The sequence below is a fragment of the Pseudomonas sp. 3MA1 genome (assembly GCF_029237275.1).
GTDB classification, from domain to species: domain Bacteria; phylum Pseudomonadota; class Gammaproteobacteria; order Pseudomonadales; family Pseudomonadaceae; genus Aquipseudomonas; species Aquipseudomonas fluorescens_AP.
On sequence record NZ_JAACFX010000005.1, the window covers coordinates 101,486 to 118,080 of the forward strand.

The window sequence follows — 16,595 nt, forward strand, 5'->3', positions numbered from 1 at the left end:
CCCCCCATGGATATCAAGTTCACCAACCGCCTGTCCTATAAACAGGCCCGGCTCACCGTGCTGGTGGGTTTCATTCTGGGGACCGCGCTCAGTCTGCTGCAAATCGGCATCGATTATGCCAGTGAAGACGCCTCCATCAATCGCGAAATCCAGTCATTGCTGGAAATCAGTCACAACCCGGCCTCGCGCATTGCCTACAACATCGACGCCGAACTGGCTCAGGAGCTGACCCTGGGTCTGTTGCGCTCACCGGCGATCATTCGCGCGCAATTGATCGACAACAACAACACCCTGCTGGCCAACGTCGAGCGCCCGCCGCAACAGAGCGGCTACCGGGCCCTGAGCGACTTCCTGTTCGGCGCCGACCGTCAGTTCGAGGACCGCCTGTACCTGAGCCACCTGCCGGACGAATCCCTGGGCACCCTGCATCTGGACGTGGACACCTATGCCTTCGGCAGTCGCTTCCTGCGCCGCGCCGAAGTCACCCTGATCAACGGTTTTGCCCGCAGCCTGATCCTCACCGGGATTCTCCTGGCCTTGTTCTACGTGATGCTGACCAAGCCGTTGGTGGGGGTGATCCGCGAGCTCAGCAGCCGCGACCCGCGCAGCCCGCAACAGGCGCCGCTGGAGTTTCCCCCGGGACATGAGAACGATGAAGTCGGGGTGCTGGTCAAGGTCGCCAACCAGCAGTTCGAGATCATGGCCACGGAAATCCAGCAGCGCCGCATTGCCGAGAACCGCCTGACCGAGTACCTGGGGCAGCTGGAAAACATCGTCTCGGCGCGCACCACCGAGCTCAAGGCGAGCAACGCCCGGCTCAGCCAATCCAACGAGGAACTGGAACTTGCCCGACGCACCGCCCTGGACATGGCCCAGGCCCGCGCCGCGTTCCTGGCCAACATGAGCCACGAGATCCGCACCCCGCTCAATGGCTTGCTGGGGATGATCGCCCTGGCCCTGGACAGTCCTCTGAACCCCGAACAGCGCCAGCAGCTGTCCATCGCCCACGACTCCGGCAAGGTGCTGGTGGAACTGCTCAACGATATTCTCGACATGTCCAAGTTCGACGCCGGGCAGCTGGAGCTGGAGCGCATTCCCTTCGACCTCGGGGTGCTGGTGGAGGACACCGCCAACCTGTTGTCGCAGAACGCGGCGGCCGGCGTGGAACTGGCCTGCCTGATCGCTCCGGACTTTCCAGCGCTGGTGCTGGGAGATCCGATGCGGGTGCGGCAGATCGTCAGCAACCTGCTGTCCAACGCCCTCAAGTTCACGCGCTTCGGCCGGGTCGATGTGCGCCTGAGCACCCTGGGTGACGGGGTGCGCATCGAGATCTGCGACACCGGCATCGGCATCGCCCAGGAAGCCCAGGTGAAGATTTTCCAACCCTATACCCAGGCGGGCGCCGGCATTACCCGTCAGTACGGAGGCACCGGCCTGGGGCTGGCGCTGACCAACAACCTGTGCGAGGCCATGAACGGGCGCCTGAGCATCAGTTCGGAGGTCGGTTTTGGCAGTCAGTTCTGCGCCGACTTGCCGCTGCCTTGCCATACCCCTTCAGCCCCCCCGCCGGCCTTGTCCGGAAAGGTCGTGGGCATTACCGAGGCCGGAAGCGGCCTGGCCGAATTGCTCGATTCGCTGCTGCCGACCTGGGGCCTGGACTACCGGCGCTACGACATCGAAACCTCCCTGGCCGGGGTCAATCCCGATCTGTTGATCACCGATTGCCCGGAATGCCTGTTTGGCCTGCGCCCGGCCATTACCGCGCCGATCCTGCTGGTGACCGCCTATGGCAGCTTCCTGCCCAGCGAAGAGGCCAGCGCCCTGGCGCCACTGCAGCAACAGGCCCGCCCCCTGGCGCGCAATGCCTTGTATCAGACCCTGCGCCGCTCGTTGCAGGCGGAAACCATCACCCTCAATGACGCCCAGTTGGACATGCCGACGCAGATCCGCCGGGCCGAGATTCTGCTGGTGGAAGACAACCCGGTGAACCAGCTGGTGGCCAAGGGCATGCTGAGCAAGCTCGGCTGTGCGGTGACCGTGGCCGCCCACGGTGCCGAAGCCCTCAACCAGCTGGAGCACAACCGCTTCGATCTGGTGCTGATGGATTGCAACATGCCGGTCATGGACGGTTACGAGGCCAGCCGGCAGATCCGTCGCAGCGGACGCTGGCCGGACCTGCCGATCATTGCCCTGACCGCCAACGCCATGCCCGAGGAGCGTGAACGCTGCCGGGCCGCGGGCATGAGCGACTACCTGGCCAAGCCGTTTCGCCGCGAGGAACTGATCGCCCTGCTGGACCAGTGGGTGCCGACTACGACACGGCTCTGATCTGCCGCAACAGGTGATCGAGGCCGTCGCGCAAGGGATCCAGGTTGTCGAGGTTGACGCCGCTGTCGCACAACAGCGCCGCCTTGAGCGGCGGCACCTGATCACGCAGCGCCAGTCCGGCTTCGCTCAGGCTCAGGTGCACTTCGCGCTCATCACGCCCGGAACGTTGACGCTGCACCAATTGCAATTGCTGCAAACGCTTGAGCAGCGGGGTCAGGGTTCCGGAGTCCAGCAACAGGCGCTCCCCCAGCGCTTTGACGGTCGGCTGCGGCACCGGCGTCGCCTGCCACTCCCACAGCACCAGCATCACCAGATACTGCGGGTAGGTCAGGCCCAGGCGGTCGAGCATCGGCTTGTAGCCACGCACCACCGCCCGCGAAGCGGCGTACAGCTTGAAGCACAGCTGGCGGTCGAGCTGGAGGGAAGAATCCACGGGCAAATCGTTCATTTGAGCAGGGCTTCGATCTCGCGGCTAAGGTCCTGGGGCTTGGTCGCCGGAGCGAAGCGCTTGACCAGCTTGCCGTCCCGACCAATCAGGAACTTGGTGAAGTTCCACTTGATGCCCTGGGAACCGAGGACACCGGGCGCGCGCTGCTTCAACTGGACGAACAGCGGGTGGGCCGCAGCGCCATTGACATCGATCTTCTTGAACAGCGGGAAGCTGACGCCGTAGTTCAGCTCGCAGAACTCGGAAATAGCCCCTTCGTCGCCCGGTTCCTGCTTGCCGAACTGGTTGCAGGGAAAACCCAGCACTACCAGGCCCTGGTCCTTGTAGGTCTGCCACAGCTCCTCAAGCCCCTTGTACTGCGGGGTGAAGCCACACTTGCTGGCGGTATTGACCACCAGCACGGCCTTGCCGGCGAAGTCCGCCAGGGTCTTGTGTTCGCCTTTGATGGTGGTGCAGGGAATAGTCAGCAGCGAGTCGGTCATGGCAGCAATTCCACTCAAGATAAGAGCCGATAAAAATAGCGCCCAATTAAATTGCGTGCAATTTAATTGATGAAAAGGCGACTGCACGAGTCGCCTTGCTGCCTAGCGCGGCAGCAGATCCAGGCACACCGAGTTGATGCAGTAACGCAGGCCGGTGGGTGGCGGACCGTCCGGAAAGACATGACCCAGGTGGGCATCGCATTTGGCACAGACCACTTCGGTGCGGATCATGCCGTGGCTCATGTCACGGATCTCGACCATGGCGCTGTCGGCAATCGGCTCGTAGAAACTGGGCCAGCCACAACCGGAGTCGAATTTGGCCCGGGAGTCGAACAAAGGCTCATTGCAGCAGATGCAGTGATAGACCCCATCGGTTTTGGTGGCGTTGTACTTGCCCGAGAACGGGCGTTCGGTGCCTTTGAGCCGGCAGACGTTGTACTGCTCCGGATCGAGCATCGCCCGCCATTCTTCCAGGGTTTTTTCCAGCTTTTCCATGGTCCTTCCTCTGCAACGGAAAAAGCCCGATCTGTGTCTTTTCCACGGATCGGGCGGCACGTATGATTGCGCCTCGTCAGACGCCAGTCTGGCAGCCGCGTTACACCCATTCAAACGGATTTTGCCGCAACCGGTACGGGCTACAGGCCGGTGTGACACGGCAGGATTCCCAGTACGGTAGTTCACCCTCCGCCTGGATCGTTCATTTTCGGGAACACATCGCCATGCAGGTCAGCAAATCGAACAAGCTCGCCAACGTCTGTTATGACATTCGCGGCCCAGTGCTCAAGCACGCCAAACGCCTGGAAGAGGAAGGCCATCGCATCCTCAAGCTGAACATCGGCAACCCGGCGCCCTTTGGTTTCGAGGCGCCGGACGAGATTCTCCAGGACGTGATCCGCAACCTGCCCACTGCCCAGGGCTACAGCGACTCCAAGGGCCTGTTCAGTGCGCGCAAGGCGGTGATGCAGTACTACCAGCAAAAGCAGGTGGAAGGCATCGGCATTGAAGACATCTACCTGGGCAACGGTGTTTCCGAACTGATCGTGATGGCCATGCAGGCCCTGCTCAACAACGGCGACGAAGTGCTGGTACCGGCCCCGGACTATCCGCTGTGGACCGCCGCGGTGAGCCTGGCCGGCGGCAACCCGGTGCACTACCTGTGCGACGAGCAGGCCAACTGGTGGCCGGACCTGGCCGACATCAAGGCCAAGATCACCCCGAACACCAAGGCCCTGGTGATCATCAACCCGAACAACCCCACCGGCGCCGTGTACCCCAAGGAAGTGCTGCTGGGCATGCTGGAACTGGCCCGCCAGCACAACCTGGTGGTGTTCTCGGACGAGATCTACGACAAGATCCTCTACGATGACGCCGTGCACATCTGCACCGCCTCCCTGGCACCGGACCTGCTGTGCCTGACCTTCAACGGTCTGTCCAAGTCCTACCGCGTGGCCGGTTTCCGTTCCGGCTGGGTGGCCATTTCCGGTCCCAAGCAGCATGCCCTGAGCTATATCGAAGGCATCGACATGCTGGCCAACATGCGCCTGTGCGCCAACGTGCCCAGCCAGCACGCGATCCAGACGGCCCTGGGCGGCTACCAGAGCATCAACGACCTGGTGCTGCCGCCCGGCCGCCTGCTGGAGCAGCGCAACCGCACCTGGGAGCTGCTCAACGACATTCCCGGGGTCAGCTGCGTGAAACCCATGGGCGCGCTGTATGCCTTCCCACGGATCGACCCGAAAGTCTGCCCGATCCATAACGACGAGAAGTTCGTTCTCGACCTGCTGCTTTCGGAAAAACTCCTGGTGGTCCAGGGCACCGCGTTCAACTGGCCTTGGCCGGATCACTTCCGCGTGGTCACCCTGCCGCGGGTCGACGACCTGGAACAGGCCATTGGTCGGATCGGAAGTTTCCTCAAGTCCTACCGCCAATAATCCGAATCACGCAGTGCGATCCTTACCCGGTCGCACTGCGATTAATTCAGCAACACATCTTCGCTGCCCTGCACCACGCCCCTTCTATAAGCTTGCACTTTCCGCCTGGCCTATTGTCACAAAGTCTGCACCGCAGCCGGTTGCTTGCCCCGTCCGACAATCGCCCGCGCAGCGCCAATGCATGCGTCTAGCCCCGGGGCTAGACGACACAGTTTGAAATAGAAGCCGTATTGAATAGGCCGTTGCCGCACCTTATATACCCCGCAGTACGCTACATCTTTAGCTTGAGGAGATTTCTACAACCATGATGCGAATCCTGCTGTTTTTGGCCACTAACCTTGCGGTCGTGCTGATTGCCAGCATCACCCTGAGCCTTTTCGGCTTCAACGGGTTCATGGCGGCCAATGGGGTTGATCTCAACCTCAATCAGCTGCTGATTTTCTGTGCCGTCTTTGGTTTTGCCGGTTCGCTGTTCTCGCTGTTCATCTCCAAGTGGATGGCGAAGATGAGCACCAGCACACAGATCATCACTCAACCGCGCACCCGCCATGAGCAATGGTTGTTGCAAACCGTTGAGCAACTGTCCCGCGAAGCCGGGATCAAGATGCCCGAAGTCGGTATTTTCCCGGCCTACGAGGCCAACGCCTTCGCCACCGGCTGGAACAAGAACGACGCTCTGGTGGCGGTCAGCCAGGGCCTGCTGGAACGTTTCTCGCCCGATGAAGTGAAAGCCGTACTGGCCCACGAGATCGGTCACGTTGCCAACGGCGACATGGTGACCCTGGCGCTGATCCAGGGCGTGGTGAACACCTTCGTGATGTTCTTCGCGCGGATCATCGGCAACTTCGTCGACAAGGTGATCTTCAAGAACGAAGAAGGCCAGGGCATTGCCTACTACGTGGCGACCATCTTCGCCGAGCTGGTCCTGGGTTTCCTGGCCAGCGCCATCGTCATGTGGTTCTCGCGCAAGCGTGAATACCGTGCCGACGAAGCCGGTGCCCGCCTGGCCGGCACCAACGCCATGATCGGCGCCCTGCAGCGCCTGCGTTCGGAACAAGGCCTGCCGGTGCATATGCCCGACACCCTGAACGCCTTCGGCATCAATGGCGGCATCAAACAGGGTCTGGCTCGCATGTTCATGAGCCACCCGCCGCTGGAAGAGCGTATCGACGCCCTGCGTCGTCGCGGCTGATCCACTGCAAGGCACTACCCAAAAGGGCGACGCGAGTCGCCCTTTTGCTTGGCCGCTAAAAACCTATCCCGCCGCGCCCTGCTTGCTCAGGCGATAGACCCGCTCCACCAGCCGGGTCACACCGCCCTGAAGAAACTTCCAGCTCTCTCCCAGAATGTCGCGCTCCGTTTCCACCTGCAGTTGCCAGGCATCCCCCAGGCGCTGGCGAACTTCATCGTCGAGCACCGCGAATGGCGGCCCGTCCAGTTGCTCCTGGGCGTAGTCCATGGTTATCAGCAACCCCTTGCTGCCCTCCGGCAACAGGCCATTGAGGTGGGCGCTGTAGCGCTGCCGCATCGGCGGCGGCAAGGCGATCATGGCCGCACGGTCGTACAGGGCTGTGCAACCCGCCGCGTCCTCGGCAGTCAGGGCAAAGAAATCGCCGCACCAGAGCTGAATGGGCCCGCTGGCGTAGACCTTGAACTCCCCATGCTGGCTGATCTGCGGCTGCAGCTGATGCTCACGAAAGAAATCCTCCACCGCCTTTTCCGCAAGCTCAATGCCCAGCACCTCGAACCCTTGGTCGGCGAGCCAGATCAGGTCCAGGCTCTTGCCGCACAACGGCACCAGCACTCGGGTTTGCGGCGCCAGGCCCAGGGCCGGCCAATACTGCTGCAGGTAAGGGTTGACCTCTGCCAGGTGAAAGCCAATCTGATCCCGCTCCCAGCGTTTTTGCCAAAAGTCCGCTTGCATGAGAAGTCCTTAAAATTCGATCAAAAAGCGCTAAAACTTATATTAGATTTAGATCAATGATCTGATTGAAGATGGCGCATCTTAACCTTCAGGACCTTCCTCATGCTCCCCAGCCTGTTCATCTCCCATGGTTCTCCCATGCTGGCCCTGGAACCCGGCGCCAGTGGCCCTGCCCTGGCTCGCCTGGCCGCCGAACTGCCAAGACCCAAGGCGATCCTGGTGGTTTCGGCTCACTGGGAAAGCCAGGACCTGCGGGTCAGCGCCAGCCCGCACCCGGAAACCTGGCACGATTTCGGCGGTTTTCCCGCAGCGCTGTTCGCTGTGCAATACCCGGCCCCCGGCAGCCCGGAACTGGCCGCCCAGGTGGTGCAACTGCTCCAGGCCGATGGCCTGTCGGCACAACTGGACAGCCAGCGCCCCTTCGACCATGGCGCCTGGGTACCGCTGTCACTGATGTATCCGCAGGCGGATATCCCGGTGGTCCAGCTCTCGCTGCCCAGCCGCCTGGGCCCGGCGTTGCAGACTCGCATCGGCCACGCCCTGGCGATCCTGCGGCAACAGGGCGTGTTGCTGATCGGCTCCGGCAGCATCACCCACAACCTGCGGGAGCTGGACTGGCATGCAGGTCCAGAAAGCGTCGAGCCCTGGGCCAAGGCCTTTCGTGACTGGATGATCGAGAAGCTGGCGGCCAATGATGAAGCGGCCCTGCATGATTACCGGCAGCAGGCACCGAATGCCGTGCGCAGCCATCCCAGCGATGAGCACCTGCTGCCGCTGTACTTCGCCCGCGGCGCCGGTGGCGAATTCAGCGTGGCCCACCAGGGCTTCACCCTGGGCGCCCTGGGCATGGACATCTACCGCTTTGGCTGATGCCTGACCGGCAGGCAGCTACAAAACCCTGCAGGAGCCGGCTTGCCGGCGAACAGTCCCAGCCCAAACTCCAGGTAAAAAAAATCCCCGAACCAGTCGGGGATTTTTTATGCCTGATCAATCAGCCCGAGGGCGGATCAATCTTCGCGGTAGCGACGCAGCTTCAGCTGCTTGCCGGCAACGCGAGTGTCCTTGAGCTTGGTCAGCAGACGATCAAGACCGTCTTCTGGCAGCTCGACCAGACTGAAGCTGTCACGCACCTGGATGCGACCGATGGCTTCACGGGCCAGGCCGCCTTCGTTGAGGATCGCGCCCAAGAGGTTCTTGGCAGCGATACCGTCACGGGCACCCAACGCAGTACGGCAGCGAGCACGGCCTTCGCCCAGAGGCATTGGCGCACGACGCTCACGGTCACCACGATCAGGACGATCGCCGGAACGCTCAGGACGATCACCACGTGGCGCGCTGTTAGGCACCAGTGGACGCTCTTTCTCGATGGCTGCCAGGTTCAGTGCTTGGCCGTTGGTGGCCTTGCGCAGCAGGGCCGCGGCCAGGGCGCGCGGGCTGCAACCGATGTCGGCAGTCAGGCGATCCAGCAGTTCACCGTGGGTGGCTTCAGCGTCAGCCACCAGCGGCGACAGGCTGTTGGTCAGCTTCTTGATGCGCGCATCGAGAACAGCCTGGGCGTCCGGCAGGCGAACCTCGGCAACCTTCTGCCCGGTCACACGCTCGATCACTTGCAGCATGCGGCGCTCACGCGGAGTCACCAGCAGCAGCGCGCGGCCTTCGCGACCGGCACGGCCGGTACGGCCGATACGGTGCACGTAGGATTCCGGATCGTATGGCATGTCCACGTTGAAAACGTGGGTGATGCGCGGAACGTCCAGACCACGAGCGGCGACGTCGGTGGCCACAACGATGTCCAGACGGCCATCCTTGAGGGAGTCGATCACGCGCTCACGCTGGTTCTGGGCGATGTCACCGTTCAGCGCAGCGGCTTTGTAGCCTTTGGCTTCCAGGGCACTGGCCAGATCCAGGGTCGCTTGCTTGGTGCGCACGAACATGATCAGGGCGTCGAAATCTTCAACTTCCAGCAGGCTCAGAACGGCAGAGGTCTTCTGGTCAGCGTGAACCAGCAGGTGCGCCTGCTCGATCGCGGTGACGGTCTGGGTCTTGCTCTGGATCTTGACGTGTTTCGGGTCTTTCAGGTGACGCTCGGCAATGGCCCGGATCGACTGCGGCAGGGTGGCCGAGAACAGTACGGTCTGGCGGGACTCAGGCATGGCCTTGAAGATGACTTCCAGGTCATCCATGAAGCCTAGCTTGAGCATTTCGTCGGCTTCGTCGAGAACCAGGTGGTTCACGGTGGCCAACACTTTTTCGTCGCGACGCAGGTGGTCGCACAGACGGCCCGGCGTGGCGACAACGATCTGTGCGCCATTCCGGATTGCTTTCAGTTGTGGGCCCATCGGCGCACCGCCGTAGACGGCCACAACAGTCACGCCCGGCATTTGCTTGGCGTAGGTTTCGAAAGCGGTTGCAACTTGTAGCGCCAACTCACGGGTTGGGGCCAGGATCAGAGCTTGCGGCTCGCGCTTGGACGGATCAATGCGGTGCAGGATAGGCAGGGCAAAGGCAGCGGTTTTACCGGTACCGGTTTGCGCCTGGCCAATCATATCGTGCCCGGCAAGGATGATCGGGATCGACTGCTGCTGAATAGCCGAAGGCTCTTCATAGCCGGTAGCGACTACTGCAGCAACAATATTGGGATGAAGTTCAAGAGCGGCGAAGCCGCCGATTTCCTGGGTCATGGGTCTGCCTCTAAGTGCATCCGCAAAGACCCATGCTCCAAAGCTGCGCATGCCGTGTAAGACTCAAGAGTCACCCTGGCAGCTTTGTCGGCGGGGATTTGCGAAAACGATTGGATGAATGGATCGTCAAGGATAGTCCGCGCAGCGGACAAGCAGCCGAAGCTGACTTCGGGGAATTGCATTACCTAAACGTGGCCCGGCTAAAGGCCGGCGCGCACTATACCGGAATTACTCAAAAAAGGGAGTTTTTTTTATCGGAAAAATCCGCTGAACGCCCGATGGTCACGGGCTTTGCGCAGACTCGAAGGGCGCGCTATTTTGCTTGGGCCCGCCGCTGTTGGTCGCCGCCGCTAAAACGATTCACCCTGGTGCTTGAAAGCCGTCTCGCCCATTCCCTCTTCCCCCCTTGAGGATCGCGCCCATGAATCAGCCCAGTGCCAGCCGTGTCAGCCGCGAACTGCGCGGTCATCTCTTCCTGATCGGCCTGGATCGGGTCGCCAAGCGCAATGCCTTCGACCTGGAGCTGCTCAACCAGCTGAGCCTGGCCTACGGCGAGTTCGAAGCCAGCAGCCAAGCGCGGATCGCCGTGGTGTTCGGCCACGGCGAACACTTTACCGCGGGGCTGGACCTGGCCAATGTCGGTGCCACCCTGGCCCAGGGCTGGCAGGCACCACCCGGCGGCTGCGACCCTTGGGGCGTATTCGCCGGACCGCGGGTGAGCAAGCCGGTGATCGTCGCCGTGCAGGGTTACTGCCTGACCATCGGCATCGAGCTGATGTTGGCGGCGGACATCAATCTGTGCGCCAGCAATACCCGCTTTGCCCAGATGGAAGTACAGCGCGGGATATTTCCCTTCGGCGGCGCGACCCTGCGCCTGCACCAACTGGCCGGCTGGGGCAATGCCATGCGCTGGTTGCTCACCGGTGACGAGTTCGATGCCCACGAAGCCCTGCGTCTGGGATTGGTGCAGGAGGTGATGGCCAGTGAAGACCTGCTGCCCCGGGCCGTCGAGCTGGCCGAGCGCATCGCCCGGCAGGCACCGCTGGGAGTGCAGGCGACGCTGATGTCGGCGCGTCAGGCCCGGCTTGAGGGCGAAACCCTGGCCGCTCAAGGCCTGCCACCGCTGGTGCACAAGCTGATGAACAGCGAGGACGCCAAGGAAGGGGTGCGAGCGATGATCGAGAAACGCCCCGGGGTGTTCAAGGGCTGTTGAACAGGCCGGCCGGCGATTGTCTTCGCCGGCCAGCGGTTTCCTGCCAAGGGCTTACGTGGCGGGGCGAATGGCCTTGATCAGCGGTTGCAGGGAGTAGCCCAGGCGCGGGGCCAGGGCTTCGGCCCGGGCGTTCAGAGCTGGCAGGTCGAGCTGCTGATCGAGATCGGCAGGCACGATCAAAATCACGTTGCCCTCCTTCACCGGCAGTTCCCAGTAATGCCGGTGATAGAGCCCGCGCAACAAAGCGGCACCCAGGGGCTTGCCATCATCGGTGGCCCATTGGTTGATCACCAGCCAGCCACCGGGGTTGAGGCGCTTCTGACAGTTTTCCAGAAAGCCCCAGGCCAGATGGCCGACGCCGGGGCCAACATCGGTATACAGGTCGACGAAGATCAGGTCGGCGGATTCTGCGCTGTCCAGCAGCTCCAGGGCATCGCCGATTCTTATATATAGACGCGGATCGTCGTCCAGCCCCAGGTACTCGATGGCCAGGCGCGGCACATCCGGACGCAGTTCGATGGCCTCGACGTCTTCCAGCGGCAGGAACTTCAGGCAGGCCTGGGTCAGGGTCCCGGCGCCCAGGCCGAGAAACAGCGCGCTCTCCGGCGCCTCATGACACAGGGCACCGATCAGCATGGCTCGGGTGTAGTCGTACTCCAGCCAGCTGGGGTCGGCGGTGAACACGCAGCTTTGCTCGATGGCGTCGCCAAATTCGAGGAAGCGGTAGTCCGCCACTTCCAATACCCGAATCATGCCGAACTGGTCATGAACCTCGGCGAGCACACGCTCGACGCGCTCCTCAGTCATTTCATCTCCTAGTCGCGGGGCCCGCAATCAGGCCGGCGCGAGAAACCAACCGCTCGGCAGCGAGCGGGAAAGGCGCGATTGTCGGCCAAGCGAGAGGAGCAGGTCACGCACTAATTTGCTGCTAACATGCCCCTCCCACCGTAAAGCACTCGAGTCCGCGATGAGCCAACCCTGGAGCCCCGACAGCTGGCGCGCCCTGCCGATCCAGCAACAACCCCAGTACCCCGACGCCGCGCATCTGCTGCAGGTCGAGCAGACCCTGGCCAGTTATCCACCGCTGGTGTTTGCCGGTGAAGCCCGGGAGTTGCGCCGCCAGTTCGCCGAAGTCACCCAGGGTCGGGCCTTCCTGCTGCAGGGCGGCGATTGCGCCGAAAGCTTTGCCGAATTCTCCGGGGCGAAGATCCGCGACACCTTCAAGGTGCTGTTGCAGATGGCCATCGTCATGACCTTTGCCGCCGGCTGCCCGGTGGTCAAGGTCGGACGCATGGCCGGCCAGTTCGCCAAGCCGCGCTCGGCCAACGACGAAACCATCAACGGTGTGACTCTGCCGGCTTACCGTGGCGACATCGTCAACGGCATCGGCTTCGATGAAAAAAGCCGGGTACCGGACCCGGACCGCCTGCTGCAGTCCTATCACCAGGCCACGGCCACCCTGAACCTGCTGCGGGCCTTCGCCCAGGGCGGCTTTGCCGACCTGCACCAGGTGCACAAGTGGAACCTGGACTTCATCGCCAACTCGGCCCTGGCCGAAAAATACAGCCAACTGGCCGACCGCATCGATGAAACCCTGGCCTTCATGCGCGCCTGCGGCATGGACAGCTCGCCGCAACTGCGCGAAACCAGCTTCTTCACCGCCCACGAAGCGCTGCTGCTCAATTACGAAGAAGCCTTCGTGCGTCGCGACAGCCTGACCAACGACTACTACGACTGCTCGGCGCACATGCTGTGGATCGGCGACCGCACCCGCCAGCTCGACGGTGCCCACGTCGAGTTCCTGCGCGGGGTGAACAACCCGATCGGGGTCAAGGTCGGCCCGAGCATGAACACCGAGGAACTGATCCGCCTGATCGACATCCTCAACCCGAGCAACGATCCTGGGCGCCTGAACCTGATCGTGCGCATGGGCGCCCACAAGGTCGGCGACCACCTGCCGCAGCTGATTCGCGCGGTGGAGCGCGAAGGCAAGCAGGTGCTGTGGAGCTCGGACCCGATGCACGGCAACACCATCAAGGCCAGCAGCGGCTACAAGACCCGGGATTTCGCGCAGATCCTCACCGAGGTCAAGGAGTTCTTCCAAGTGCATCAGGCCGAAGGCAGCTATGCCGGCGGTATCCATATCGAGATGACCGGGCAGAACGTCACCGAATGCATCGGCGGCGCCCGGCCGATCACCGAAGACGGCCTGTCGGACCGCTATCACACCCATTGCGACCCGCGGATGAACGCCGACCAGTCGCTGGAACTGGCCTTCCTGATCGCCGAGACGCTCAAGCAGGTCAAGCGTTAAGAAGCGCTTTCGCGGGCCAGCCCGCTCCTACAAGGGCAGCGTAGGAGCGGGCTTGCCCGCGAAGCTCTTCACGCCATGACCTCACGCAGACGGCGCGCGCCATCACGCTGGCAATGGAGCTGAATCTGTTCCAAGCCCAGCCAGTCGGCCATGTGCCGCAGCTGCCTGGCCAACGCCACAATCCCCTCCTCGTCCAGGCCCGGCTGCTCCTCATGCAGCGCGTGCACGGCCAGACAGCCCATGGCCCGCTCCGCGCGCAAATCGACCCGGGCGACAATCCGCTCGCGGTGCAGGAACGGCAGCACGTAATAGCCATAGACCCGCTTGTGCCTTGGCGTGTAGATCTCCAGCCGATAGCGGAAGTCGAACAGCCGCTCGGTGCGACTGCGCTCCCAGATCAGCGAGTCGAACGGTGAGAGCAAGGCACTGGCTGCAACCTTGCGCGGCACCCTGACCTGCGGCAGACAATAGGCCGGCTGGCGCCAGCCCTGCACTTCGCAGCTCAACAACTCACCGGACTCCAGCAACTCGGCCAGCCGCGCACGGCTATCGCCGGGATCGAGGCGAAAGTAATCCCGCAGGTCCTTCTCCGTGGCCACACCCAGGGCCCCGGCCGCGTGCACCAGCAAACCGCGCTGGGCCTGGGCTTCGTCCAGTAAAGGCTGCTGGAGAATGGCCGCCGGCAGCACCCGCTCCGGCAGATCGTAGAGGCGCTCAAAGCCACGACGCCCGGCCACCGTCACTTCACCGGCGGCGAACAACCATTCCAAGGCATGCTTTTCATCGCTCCAGTCCCACCAGGGCCCGGCGCGCTCCTCGCGGGTGGACAGGCTGCCGGCCCCCAGCGCGCCCTGCTCCTGGATCGCCTCCAGTACCCGACGGACAGTGATCTGGCGTTCCTGGCCAAAACGCGCCAGCTGCGAGTAGATGCCCTGCCCTTGCCGCGCCCGCTGCATCCGCCAGCGCAGCAGCGGGTACATGGACATGGGCAGCAACGACGCCTCATGCCCCCAGTATTCGAACAAGGTGCGTTGCCGCCCCTGACTCCAGGCGGCCTGGTCGAGCAAGGCCTGTGGATAACTGCCCAGGCGGGAAAACAGCGGCAGGTAATGCGCCCGCACCAAGGCGTTGACCGAATCGATCTGCAGCAGGCCCAGGCGCTCGATCTGTCGATTGAGCCCCGCGGCCTTGATCGTTGCCGGCGGCCGACGCCCGCCAAAACCCTGGGCGGCCAGCGCCAGTCGTCGAGCTTGCTTGAGTGAGAAAGAGCATTCTGCGGGCATGGGGGAGTCTCCTTGTCTGCCCGCACGCTAGCGCACCGGGAAACGGCTTGGGTAGCACGCTTGCGCTTATTTATGCATCGGGTCGTCCCAGAACGGGCGGACCCGCTCATGCTCGACATCGGCCCGCGTCAGGCCCAGGTCCTTCAACGCCGCATCGCTCAGCCCGGCGAGCATCCGGCGCTCGCGTCCAAGCTCATGCCAGCGCACGACCCTGCGCCATAAACCGCTCAATGACAGCGCCTGAAATGACAGTTTGTGGACCAGCACATAACCCTTTTGACCTTTCATCATCTTGCCCTCCAGTGGGGATGACGCCAGTGTCTGCTCGGGCTTAAGATCAATCCAACGAATGTTTCTTATGCCATCCATCTCAGGATTTGATGCAATGTCCCAGTTCCCCAGCATCGACACCGACGTTCTACGCACCTTCGTCGCCATCGCCGATGAAGGCGGTTTTACCCGGGCCGGCGAGCGGGTCAATCGCACTCAATCTGCGGTGAGCATGCAGATGAAGCGCCTGGAGGAAGACGTGCTGCAGCGCCAGCTGTTCCAGCGCGACGGGCGCCAGGTCAAGCTCACCGCCGAGGGCCAGGTGCTGCTGGGCTACGCCCGACGCATCCTGAAACTGCACAGCGAGGTGTTCAACACCCTGCGCGAGCCGCATATGGTGGGCCTGGTGCGCATCGGCACCCCGGATGACTATGTGATGCGCTTTCTGCCGGGGATTCTGTCGCGCTTTGCCCAAAGCTACCCGCTGATCCAGATCGAGGTGCATTGCGAGTCGAGCAAACAGCTGCTGCAACGCCAGGACCTGGACCTGTCCATCGTCACCCGCGAGCCGGGCAGCGAGATCGGCCAACTGCTGCGCAAAGAGCGCTTCGTCTGGGCCGTGGCCCAGGGCTTCAATCCCCACGAGCAAACCCCTTTGCCCCTGGCAATGTTCAACAGTGACTGCTTCTGCCGGCTCTGGGCCTGCAACGCTCTTGACGCCGCGGGCCTCGACTACCGCATTGCCTACAACAGTTCCAGCCTGTCGGCGATCATGGCGGTGGTCAGCGCCGGGCTGGCGGTCACCGCCCAACTGGAAAGCCTGATCACCCCGGACATGCGCATCCTCGGCGAGGCACAGGGGCTGCCGCAATTGCCGGAAGCCAGCATCATGCTGGTGCGCAACCTCAACAAGCCTTCGCCGATCACCGAGTGCCTGGCAGAGCACATCGTCGAAGGCTTCACACTTTAAAGGCCAGCATCACTGCACAGACCACCAGGAAACCGCAGAACAGCCCGCGCAACAGGCGCTCGGGCAAGGCGTGGGCCACCTTCACCCCCCAACTGATGCTCAACAGACCGCCGACCGCCAACGGCAGGCCGATCATCCAGTCCACCTGCTGATGCACGCCGTAGGTCACCAGGGTCACCCCGGTGCTCGGCAGCGCCAGGGCCAGGGACAGGCCTTGCGCCACCACCTGGGTGGTGCCGAAGACACTGGTCAATACTGGCGTGGCCACTACCGCGCCGCCGACGCCGAACAACCCGCCCATGGCCCCGGAAGCGGCGCCCAGAACCCCCAGCCACGGCCAGGCATAACGCATCTGCGTGCTGGCCGGCGCGCTGCTCATGAACATGCGCAGCAGGTTGTAGGCCGACAGCACCAGGAGAAAGGCGACAAAGCCGATACGCATCTTCTGCGCGTCGATGCCCACCGCCCAGATCGAGCCGAGCCAGGCGAAACAGAAGCCCATCAGCGCCAGCGGCAGGGCGTGGCGCAATTCGATGCGGTTGCGCTGGTGATAACGCCACAACGCCAGCATCACGTTGGGCACCACCATCACCAGCGCGGTGCCTTGGGCAATCTGCTGATCCAGGCCGAACATGACCCCCAGCACCGGAATGGCGATCAAACCGCCACCGATGCCGAACAAACCGCCCACAGTGCCCAGGGCTGCGCCCAACAGCAGATACATCACTAACTCGATCAAAGCGTCTCTCCT

Annotated in this window: 16 protein-coding genes and 1 pseudogene; 8 read left to right on the forward strand and 9 right to left on the reverse strand. The window is 62.9% G+C overall.

What is annotated here, in order from left to right:
- Positions 1-6: 6 nt before the first annotated feature.
- Positions 7-2,328, forward strand: a complete 2,322-nt coding sequence (locus GWQ44_RS15990; protein WP_275927761.1) for a response regulator — start codon at positions 7-9, stop codon at positions 2,326-2,328.
- On the opposite strand, the gene GWQ44_RS15995 is transcribed toward GWQ44_RS15990, so the two are convergent.
- From GWQ44_RS15995 to msrB, 3 genes are all read right to left on the reverse strand, one after another.
- Positions 2,312-2,776: a MarR family winged helix-turn-helix transcriptional regulator gene (locus tag GWQ44_RS15995; RefSeq protein ID WP_103739954.1), complete on the reverse strand. Its 465-nt coding sequence runs from the start codon at positions 2,774-2,776 to the stop codon at positions 2,312-2,314. The two genes, GWQ44_RS15990 and GWQ44_RS15995, sit on opposite strands and share 17 nt — an antisense overlap.
- Positions 2,773-3,258 (reverse strand): glutathione peroxidase, encoded by a 486-nt coding sequence (locus GWQ44_RS16000; protein ID WP_016965072.1) that lies wholly within the window; start codon positions 3,256-3,258, stop codon positions 2,773-2,775. Before GWQ44_RS16000 ends, GWQ44_RS15995 begins: the two co-directional genes overlap by 4 nt.
- A gap of 102 nt (positions 3,259-3,360) precedes the next feature.
- Entirely contained in the window at positions 3,361-3,753 is a 393-nt protein-coding gene (msrB, locus tag GWQ44_RS16005) for a peptide-methionine (R)-S-oxide reductase MsrB (RefSeq protein ID WP_047305526.1), read from the reverse strand.
- Between the two features lie 224 nt (positions 3,754-3,977).
- Here msrB and GWQ44_RS16010 point away from each other — a divergent pair, with 224 nt between their 5' ends.
- Positions 3,978-5,189 (forward strand): pyridoxal phosphate-dependent aminotransferase, encoded by a 1,212-nt coding sequence (locus GWQ44_RS16010; protein ID WP_016965070.1) that lies wholly within the window; start codon positions 3,978-3,980, stop codon positions 5,187-5,189.
- Positions 5,190-5,493: 304 nt separating this feature from the next.
- Positions 5,494-6,381: a protease HtpX gene (gene htpX, locus GWQ44_RS16015; RefSeq protein ID WP_016965069.1), complete on the forward strand. Its 888-nt coding sequence runs from the start codon at positions 5,494-5,496 to the stop codon at positions 6,379-6,381.
- 63 nt (positions 6,382-6,444) lie between these two features.
- Here htpX and GWQ44_RS16020 read toward each other — a convergent pair whose 3' ends face one another.
- Positions 6,445-7,113, reverse strand: coding sequence for a thiopurine S-methyltransferase (locus tag GWQ44_RS16020; protein ID WP_179600415.1), 669 nt, complete (start codon positions 7,111-7,113; stop codon positions 6,445-6,447).
- 102 nt (positions 7,114-7,215) lie between these two features.
- Here GWQ44_RS16020 and GWQ44_RS16025 point away from each other — a divergent pair, with 102 nt between their 5' ends.
- On the forward strand, positions 7,216-7,983 hold the full coding sequence (locus tag GWQ44_RS16025; RefSeq protein ID WP_047305527.1) for a class III extradiol ring-cleavage dioxygenase: 768 nt from the start codon (positions 7,216-7,218) through the stop codon (positions 7,981-7,983).
- 137 nt (positions 7,984-8,120) lie between these two features.
- Here the strand turns inward: GWQ44_RS16025 and GWQ44_RS16030 are convergent.
- A pseudogene (locus GWQ44_RS16030) lies at positions 8,121-9,828 on the reverse strand (DEAD/DEAH box helicase).
- Between the two features lie 76 nt (positions 9,829-9,904).
- Between GWQ44_RS16030 and GWQ44_RS16035 the strand changes: the two are divergent.
- The gene (locus GWQ44_RS16035) at positions 9,905-10,204 is read left to right on the forward strand and encodes a hypothetical protein (protein WP_199010187.1); all 300 of its coding nucleotides are present in this window, start codon (positions 9,905-9,907) and stop codon (positions 10,202-10,204) included.
- An 11-nt stretch (positions 10,205-10,215) separates the two neighbouring features.
- Positions 10,216-11,007: a crotonase/enoyl-CoA hydratase family protein gene (locus tag GWQ44_RS16040; RefSeq protein ID WP_047305528.1), complete on the forward strand. Its 792-nt coding sequence runs from the start codon at positions 10,216-10,218 to the stop codon at positions 11,005-11,007.
- A gap of 51 nt (positions 11,008-11,058) precedes the next feature.
- Here GWQ44_RS16040 and GWQ44_RS16045 read toward each other — a convergent pair whose 3' ends face one another.
- Positions 11,059-11,814: a spermidine synthase gene (locus GWQ44_RS16045; protein ID WP_047305530.1), complete on the reverse strand. Its 756-nt coding sequence runs from the start codon at positions 11,812-11,814 to the stop codon at positions 11,059-11,061.
- A 160-nt stretch (positions 11,815-11,974) separates the two neighbouring features.
- On the opposite strand from GWQ44_RS16045, the gene GWQ44_RS16050 reads away from it, so the two are divergent.
- The gene (locus GWQ44_RS16050; protein ID WP_275927762.1) at positions 11,975-13,321 is read left to right on the forward strand and encodes a 3-deoxy-7-phosphoheptulonate synthase class II; all 1,347 of its coding nucleotides are present in this window, start codon (positions 11,975-11,977) and stop codon (positions 13,319-13,321) included.
- Positions 13,322-13,389: 68 nt separating this feature from the next.
- Here the strand turns inward: GWQ44_RS16050 and GWQ44_RS16055 are convergent, their stop codons facing one another.
- Together GWQ44_RS16055 and GWQ44_RS16060 are read right to left on the reverse strand one after the other, a co-directional pair.
- The gene (locus GWQ44_RS16055; protein ID WP_275927763.1) at positions 13,390-14,604 is read right to left on the reverse strand and encodes a winged helix-turn-helix domain-containing protein; all 1,215 of its coding nucleotides are present in this window, start codon (positions 14,602-14,604) and stop codon (positions 13,390-13,392) included.
- A 66-nt stretch (positions 14,605-14,670) separates the two neighbouring features.
- Entirely contained in the window at positions 14,671-14,892 is a 222-nt protein-coding gene (locus tag GWQ44_RS16060; RefSeq protein WP_345894546.1) for a DUF1127 domain-containing protein, read from the reverse strand.
- Between the two features lie 97 nt (positions 14,893-14,989).
- Between GWQ44_RS16060 and GWQ44_RS16065 the strand changes: the two genes are divergently transcribed.
- On the forward strand, positions 14,990-15,844 hold the full coding sequence (locus GWQ44_RS16065) for a LysR substrate-binding domain-containing protein (RefSeq protein ID WP_016968519.1): 855 nt from the start codon (positions 14,990-14,992) through the stop codon (positions 15,842-15,844).
- Here GWQ44_RS16065 and GWQ44_RS16070 read toward each other — a convergent pair.
- Positions 15,834-16,583, reverse strand: coding sequence for a sulfite exporter TauE/SafE family protein (locus tag GWQ44_RS16070; RefSeq protein ID WP_016968518.1), 750 nt, complete (start codon positions 16,581-16,583; stop codon positions 15,834-15,836). The two genes, GWQ44_RS16065 and GWQ44_RS16070, sit on opposite strands and share 11 nt — an antisense overlap.
- Between the last annotated feature and the right edge of the window lie 12 nt (positions 16,584-16,595).